The following is a 7,400-nucleotide window of genomic DNA, read 5'->3' as shown; positions in this document are numbered from 1 at the left end:
ACCGCTTCCCGGTCGGATATGTCGACGCTCAGGCCGGTTTTGGTTTTTTCTATAATTTCGGAGAGGTGACCATTCTTCCGGTGGAGCAGCAGGATCGGCTTCCCGATTCTCAGGTACTCGAAGGTTTTGGCCGGTATCATGCCCTCGGTGGCAGCCAGGTCGTTTAAGATCAGCACGGTCGCATCCGAGCGCCGGAGGTATCGCAGACTTTCGGCATGCGGCAGAAAGCCTTTAAATTCGATCAGGCCATTTTCGAACAGGTACGGAAAACGGCTTGTCAATTTGCGTTTCGACATGGGTGTGGCAATATTCAAACGAATGGAGGCGCCGTCGTTTTGGTGGATGTCCGCCATGGCGGACAGGAGGGGCTCCAGCGGGGCGAGCCTGCTGAAGGTGCCGTTGTAGCCGATGGTAAAAACGTCGTTTTTTTCACTTTGTTCCGGGAAGTCGAAGTCGGCCTCGTCGTAGCCGTTGTGGATGAGGCTCGATTTGGAGGCGATATCCGGGTGCAGACGCTCGTATTTCTCTTTCCACAAGCGCGAAACGTTGATGATGTGGGCGGCATCTTTGAAAACGAAGCGCTCGATTTTTTCAGCCTTTGATTGACTTGATTTCCGCGTCTCCAGTAGGTTATATTGACTGAATGAGAAGGGGTCCCTGAGGTCTACGACAAAAGGGATGTGGAATTTTCGGTGAAGCCTGTGGGCCAGAAGCATGGTCGAGTGGGGACCGACGCTGGTGTATATCAGGTCGATTTTTGAAAAAGGCAGAATCTTTTTCGATAGGTACTTGAAGGCGAAACGGTTCCACTGGACATATTTGTCGGGAAAATGAATGCGATCCAGAAGGGGCTTCAACAGCCGGTCGATGTCGCCGCCTATGATTTTGCGGTAATCGTAGAAAAAGGGGCGATAGACCTCTGTTTCGGGAGGGATTTCCGACAGAAGGGAGTCGTCGACAACCCGTTTGGTCGCCTTTTCCGGCAGGGTCGCAACGACCGGTTTCCACCCGTGACAGGGCAGGTACTGGGTGAACTTCAACGTGCGGATGACACCGACCCCCCCCGAGGGGGGGAAATGAACGGCCAGAATAAGAACTGTTTTCAATGCCATCCTCCGATGGACCAACCACTAAAATACGATGCCTCGACTGCCTTCACCGGCCGCCGGCAGCGACGGCGACCGTGGAAGAAGTTAGCATAATTCGTTTGTTGAATCAACGGGATTAGCAGAGCACTGCCGGCTATGAGAATACTCTATCTGTCGTCAAAAAAAAACTGGGGCGGCGTGACCAACTGGATGAATCAGACGGCTCTGGGGCTGGAGCGCAAAGGGCACCAGGTGTGGATTATGGCCCATCCCAACGGCCGGTTTGTCAAATCGGCCTCTCGAAAGCTGAGAATCATACCCAAAAAACTGGGCATGGATTACAACCCATACATGGTGCTGTTTATCTGGCGGCTCATTGTGCGCAACCGTATCGATTTGCTGGTGACGAACATCGAAAAAGAGGTCATGGCCGGCGGTCTGGCCAGCCGGCTGAGCGGCATCCCGAACATCCGCCGGGTCGGCCGGGAAGACGATTTCAACGAGAAGTGGCGTGTCAAATGGCACCATCGGCTGCTGGTGGACAGGTGCATAACACCCTGCAACCTGATCCGCGACAATGCCCTGAAACGGGCTGGCTGGCTGGATGGCTCCATGTTTACGACCATATACAACGGTAGAAATTATCGCGAAATCCCCGCCATTCAAAGAGATCGGCAAAGGACGATCTGGGGCATTCAAAAAGAGGCGCTCGTGATCGGCATTACAACGCAGCTTTCCAGGGTAAAGGGCGTGGATACCCTGATCCGCGCGTTTGCCCGCCTGTGGCGACAGCATCCCCATTGCCGTCTTGTGGTGACCGGCGAGGGGGGAGAGCGCCGGGGCCTGGAGGCCCTGGCAAGAGAACTCCATGTGAGCGACAGCGTCGTGTTCGGAGGCTATGCTTCCGATCCAATGCTGATCGCCGCCTCATACGACATCGCCGTCTGTTCGTCACTGTTCGAAGGATTCCCCAACACCGTGGTGGAGTACCTTGCTGCGGGCAGGCCGGTAGTCTCCACCGACGCGGGGGGTATTCCCGAGATGGTGAAACACGGGGTCAACGGATGGCTGGTTCCCAGCGGCGATGAGCATAAACTATACGAAGGCCTGCTGTCGCTGGTGGAAGACGGACATCTGCGAACATCCCTGCAGCAGCAGGCCCGCCATACCATTCAAGAGAAATTCTCGGAAGACATCATGCTGGAAAAGCTGGAGGCGTTTTTCAGACAGGCCATTCAAAAACAGCGCGGCTAACTTCCTTCATAGGCCACCGGCTCTGCCGGAGGCAGCTGACCCGTTGCCCTCTGTATGGCCCGGTAAACGATTTCCGGCGTCAAGAGATGCATGCAGTCGAAATGGCCTTGGGGGCAAACCCTGTCCCCGTGCAGAGAACAGGGGGAGCAGGGGGTGCCGGCATAGATCAGAACCGCCTTGTCGTCATAGGTGAACATGCCCGGGTCGGTAGGGCCGAAAATCACAAAGACCTTTTGGCCTGTGCTTCTGGCCATGTGAAACGCCGCCGAGTCGTTGGACACAACGAATTTTGAAAGTGAAATCAGGGCGCCGCTCTCTTTCAGACTCAACCGGCCGGCCAGATTTGTGCAGCTGCCTCCGATGCGTTCGCTTATCTGCCGGCATGTTTCCCGGTCCTGCTTTCCGCCGATCAGCAGGACAGGCTCTTTCAGCAGCCCGCCCAAAGCGGCAAAGTTTTCCGCCGGCCACTGCTTGGTGCGGTTAGCCGCCCCGGGCGCCATGACAACGGCGTCCCGGTAGGGCAGCACCCTTTCGAGATCCGCCGGGCTGAAGTGGAAGGTCAAAGGCTCTTCCGACGGGAAAACCCTTATTTTTTCCAAAGGCTTAAAATAGCTGGCTACGATCGTATCGTCGACATGGTAGCGCGTCAGGCCCAGGGGAACGAGAATAGATTTCCACAGGCGTCGCTTTTTGTATCGCAGAACCCTGCCGCCCACAAAAAGGCTGATCAGCCTGGAGCGGATCTTGGCGTGCAGGTCGACAATCAGGTCATAGCGGGTGCCTGCCAGAGAGCGGGAAAAGCGATATATGCCCCTGATCCCGCGGTATTTTTCTTTTGGGAATACAATCAGCCTGTCGATTTCGGCGCTTCCGCTGATGGCGTCTTGGTACGTGTCCATGACCAGAAAGTGGATCTCGGCATCGGGGTATTCGCTTTTAAGCGCCTGCAATACAGGGGTGGTCAGGATGATGTCGCCGATTGAGCTCAAGCGGATGATCAGGATACGCAGGTTTCGGTTGCGTTTTTGGCGCCTTCTCTTCTTGCTTGCCCGCCAGGACCAGTAGATCTTGCTGTAGATTCGGGCCAGGCGATAAGACGGGCTGTTCGGCGGAATACGGAAATACTTTTCGATGCCCGGCGCGCTGTGTCTTAGATAGAGCAATTCGTAATATTTGGAGGCAGCTCCAAATATGGGGCGCTTGAGATTGGCATCGATGGTGATGATACCCTTGTCGGTCATCAGAAAGTTTTCCAGGTGGGCGTCGCCGTGCAGCAGGTTGCGGTCGTGAAGCGCTTTCAGCTGGCCGACAATCGAAGGGTAGTGGGTCCGGTCGCACGCCTTGCCGGCTTTGAACTCGTAGAGCAGCCAGGAGTCAACCACCATGCCCATCCGGCGTTTTTCAATAGCCATGAAGGGCTGGTTGGCCTCTAAACCGAACCCGCGCAGCCGCTCCAGGTTTTGGATGGCTTTAAACGCTTCCCCCCGGCGATACAGGGTCGTAAAGCGGATCCATTTTCTGGTGTTTTTTTCGCGGGGCTGCTTGAGGACCGCCTTTTGACCTTGAAAGGATATCAGGTAGACACGGCTCCTTTGATTGTTCTTGAGTTCTGCGGATACATGTCCCTGCAGGCGATGGTTGATGATGTCATCCATGAGCCCGTAAAGGGACTCATCGCCATTAAAAAGAACGCGCCAGCCTTTGTATGTCGTTTCGATCATGGCATCCGAGACGGTTTTCCCATACCCCCGGGCTCCGGCTGCCTGTATCTTGACACGCCCCGTGGACTCTGACATATTCCTTGGCGTCTACAGGTCGACAATATCAACATCCGATTTAGGCGGAGCCGATGTCCGAAGATTATCTCCTGTTTTTGAATGTGGCCTATTCGTTTTCAATCCTCAGGCCCCTGCAGGCGGCTATCCGTCGCCGGGGAGGGGTGGCCGCCTGGTTCCTGCACGGTCTGAACCCTTCTCTGCTGAAACCTGACGAGCTTTTATTACATTCCGTAGATGAAGTCAAAAGGTTCAATCCCAGGGCGGTGTTTGTGCCGGGAACGTGGGTTCCTGATTTTTTCCCGGGCATCAAGGTTCAGGTTTTTCACGGGTTGGGCATCTGGAAGAAGGGCCATTTCAGGATCAGAGGTCTTTTCGATCTGTATTGCACTCACGGTCCGGCAACAACGCTTCCATTTCAGGAGTTGGCCGAGCGCTACCGGTATTTCAGAGTAGTGCAAACCGGTTGGCCAAAGGTCGATGCGCTTTTTCGGTCCGCGTCGGCAACCGACCGTGAAAAAACATCCGCAGTGAACAAGCCTGTCATCTTGTACGCCCCGACATTCAGCCCCGCTTTCACCTCGGCACCGGCGCTTGCGGAAACCATCCGGAGCATGGCGGCTCAAGGCAGGTACCATTGGCTCATTAAAGTTCATCCGCTGATGGATCAAGGGATTGTCGATATGTACCGACGGATGGAATGCCGGGACTTAACATTCGTGGAGGATCCCGATATTCTGCCCTGTCTGCGAGCCGCCGACGTTATGTTGACCGACGAATCGTCGGTTGTGGCCGAGTTCCTGCTGCTTGGCAAACCGGTGGTTACGTTCAGAAACTCTTCGCCGGGTCCTTATCTGTTGAACGTTTTGCACACCAGCGAACTCGAGGGGGCCATTGGTGCTGCACTCAACGACGCCGGGGATATGAAACGCCACGCCGATGAATTTATCCGTATGAACCATCCTTACGACGATGGGATGTCGAGCGAGCGTGTTCTGGATGCAGCCGACCGGTTCATCGATCAATACAAGGGAAGATTGAAGGCCAAGCCGCCGAACGTTTGGCGTAAGATTAAAATTCGCCGCCGCATGAGATACTATCGACTGCGGTAGCTAGAGAAATATCTCGTCTATAATTTCTTTTTCAGCCATCATACTGGGGGTATCGATGTCCAGCCACAACTGTTCGCCGATATCCAGGCCAAGCATGTCGCCTTTTTGCGAAAGGGTGTTGCAGGAATCCGACAGCGAGTCTTTTCCCGCACGAATGGTTTCCTCCAGGGTTTTAAAAAAACCGTAATTAAATTTGAAAATTCCTGTGTCGATAGCGGAATACCGATTCAATTTTTTCCCGAACCGATGGATTTCAAAGAGCTCGTTATCTCTCCGCGTGCACTGTACCTTCATCCCGTCGTCGAGATCCGGAATCCGATCGATTTTAAAATCCAAGGCCAGCACGGCTTCGGTGGGACCGATTTTGGTGTTGGCGATCGTATTCAACATCTGCCTGTCGAATATGTGATCGCTCATCAGCAGGATAAATTCCTCGTTTGGAGAAATTTTCTTTTTGGCGCAATATATTGAAATGCCGTTCGCTTTCCGCCACTCGGGGTTATAGACAAATTCTATTTTGATGCCGGTCTGCCTGTAATTGTCCAGTCCGGATTCGAGAAGCTCATGTTTGAAGCCGGTTACGACAATTATGTGTGGTATGCCGCATCGATAAATTTTTGAAATGATGTCGTCGATGATTCTCTTGCCGGATATTTCCAGCAAAGATTTGGGAAGCCCCTGATGCTTTTCTATCAGGCGGCTCCCACAGCCGGCGGCGATGATAACGGCTTTCATTCCTTTTCTTCGATTCCCATGTCGTAATAATCGAGGCCCAGGTGCGTGATCAAATCTTCTCCCATCATAAACCTCAGCGTGTTCTTGAGTTTTGCGAGTTGAACGAACAAATCGTGTTCTGCATACAGCTCCGGAAGGTGCATGGGACTTTTAAAATAAAAGGACAACCATTCCTGAATCCCCGAAAAGCCGGCTCTCTGCGCAAGATTTAAAAAGAGGATCAGGTCGAGGACGATAGGCGCAGCGAGGATGCTGTCTTTGCACAGGAAGTCGATCTTGATTTGCATATCGTATCCAAGCCAGCCGAAAATATCGATATTGTCCCAGCCCTCTTTGTTGTCGCCCCGCGGGGGATAATAATTGATTCTCACTTTATGATACAGGTCTTTGTATAAATCCGGATTTTTTTCGGGTTGAAGAATCGAATCAAAGACGCCGAGCTTACTGACTTCTTTCGTTTTAAACGAGCCGGGGTCATCGAGGACTTCGCCATCCCGATTGCCGAGGATGTTTGTCGAGAACCAGCCCTTTATTCCAAGGGCTCTCGATTTCAACCCGGGCGCAACAATCGTTTTCATCAGGGTTTGACCTGTCTTGAAATCCTTTCCACAGATGGGCACCTTTTTTTGCATTGCGAGCTCTATCAGAGCCGGAATGTCCGAGGTAAGGTTCGGGGCGCCGTTGGCGAACGGCACGTTCATTTTGAGGGCGGCATAGGCATAGATCATGCTGGGCGCAATGGCGGGATGATTTTCCCGCATCGCCTTCTCGAAGGACGCCAGTGAATCATGGACTTCGTGGGGTTCCGCATAGACTTCGGTTGAACCGCACCAAATCATGACGGCTTCCAGAAGATTGTTTTGTTGCATGAACGCCTTGATATCATCGATGAGCATTTCAGCCAGCTGCATTTTCGTTTTGGCGCTTTTGGTGTGGGGCCCATCCAAATTTTTGACGTAATTCCTGTCGAAAACGGCCTTCATCGGTTTGATGGCTTCCAGCTTGTCCTTGACTATTTCTATGTGCGCATCTTTCAGCACGCTGGCTTTTTTAGCGGCTTCGTAAACCGAGTCTTCAAAAATATCCCAACCGCCCATCACCAGGTCCCCCAGTTGAGAAATCGGCAGAAAATCTTTTAAAACAGGAGAGCGGTCATCGGTTCTTTTTCCCAAGCGGATAGTTCCCATTTGCGTTAAACTACCAATGGCCTTTGCCTTTTTGATTTTTATCAACTCGACTCCGGCAATAAAGGTGCTTCCAACGGCCCCCATCCCGGGGATCAATACACCAAGTTTTTCTGGTTTGCTTTTAATCGTAATCGGCATTGCTCTCTCCTTGAAATTATTATTTCTTACCTACTTATCGGATTCATCCCGGCTTGTCGCCGGGGGCGAATTTCAAGTTTCCAACTGTTGACCGTATGGCAACGCTGAGGT

Annotated in this window: 6 protein-coding genes; 2 read left to right on the top strand and 4 right to left on the bottom strand. The window is 52.9% G+C overall.

Translation table 11 applies throughout. The features are described 5' to 3' along the window. A partial coding sequence (locus LJE94_07415; GenBank protein ID MCG6909939.1) for a glycosyltransferase occupies positions 1-1,106 on the bottom strand: 1,106 nt, incomplete at its 3' end. Positions 1,107-1,244: 138 nt separating this feature from the next. Between LJE94_07415 and LJE94_07410 the strand changes: the two genes are divergently transcribed. Then, entirely contained in the window at positions 1,245-2,342 is a 1,098-nt protein-coding gene (locus LJE94_07410; protein MCG6909938.1) for a glycosyltransferase family 4 protein, read from the top strand. Here the strand turns inward: LJE94_07410 and LJE94_07405 are convergent. Beyond that, positions 2,339-4,138, bottom strand: coding sequence for a hypothetical protein (locus LJE94_07405; protein ID MCG6909937.1), 1,800 nt, complete (start codon positions 4,136-4,138; stop codon positions 2,339-2,341). The genes LJE94_07410 and LJE94_07405 overlap by 4 nt on opposite strands. 53 nt (positions 4,139-4,191) lie before the next feature. Here LJE94_07405 and LJE94_07400 point away from each other — a divergent pair, with 53 nt between their 5' ends. Beyond that, the gene (locus LJE94_07400; GenBank protein MCG6909936.1) at positions 4,192-5,229 is read left to right on the top strand and encodes a CDP-glycerol glycerophosphotransferase family protein; all 1,038 of its coding nucleotides are present in this window, start codon (positions 4,192-4,194) and stop codon (positions 5,227-5,229) included. On the opposite strand, the gene LJE94_07395 is transcribed toward LJE94_07400, so the two are convergent. Both LJE94_07395 and LJE94_07390 read right to left on the bottom strand, forming a co-directional pair. Next, positions 5,230-5,964 carry an NTP transferase domain-containing protein gene (locus LJE94_07395; protein MCG6909935.1) on the bottom strand — a complete coding sequence of 245 codons (735 nt, stop codon included), beginning with the start codon at positions 5,962-5,964 and terminating at the stop codon, positions 5,230-5,232. Further along, positions 5,961-7,289 (bottom strand): inositol-3-phosphate synthase, encoded by a 1,329-nt coding sequence (locus LJE94_07390; GenBank protein ID MCG6909934.1) that lies wholly within the window; start codon positions 7,287-7,289, stop codon positions 5,961-5,963. The genes LJE94_07395 and LJE94_07390 overlap by 4 nt, the downstream gene beginning before the upstream one ends. Positions 7,290-7,400 lie beyond the last annotated feature (111 nt).

It is taken from the genome of Deltaproteobacteria bacterium (assembly GCA_022340465.1).
Taxonomy (GTDB): Bacteria; Desulfobacterota; Desulfobacteria; order Desulfobacterales; family B30-G6; genus JAJDNW01.
Note: the sequence above shows the minus strand (reverse complement) of the source record. Positions and strands in the feature narration are given on the sequence as shown.

Coding starts and splice junctions, on each gene's coding strand:
- LJE94_07400 (MCG6909936.1), top strand. CDS start 4,192: ATGTCCGAAGATTATCTCCTGTTTTTGAATGTGGCCTATTCGTTTTCA.
- LJE94_07395 (MCG6909935.1), bottom strand. CDS start 5,964: ATGAAAGCCGTTATCATCGCCGCCGGCTGTGGGAGCCGCCTGATAGAA.
- LJE94_07410 (MCG6909938.1), top strand. CDS start 1,245: ATGAGAATACTCTATCTGTCGTCAAAAAAAAACTGGGGCGGCGTGACC.
- LJE94_07405 (MCG6909937.1), bottom strand. CDS start 4,138: ATGTCAGAGTCCACGGGGCGTGTCAAGATACAGGCAGCCGGAGCCCGG.
- LJE94_07390 (MCG6909934.1), bottom strand. CDS start 7,289: ATGCCGATTACGATTAAAAGCAAACCAGAAAAACTTGGTGTATTGATC.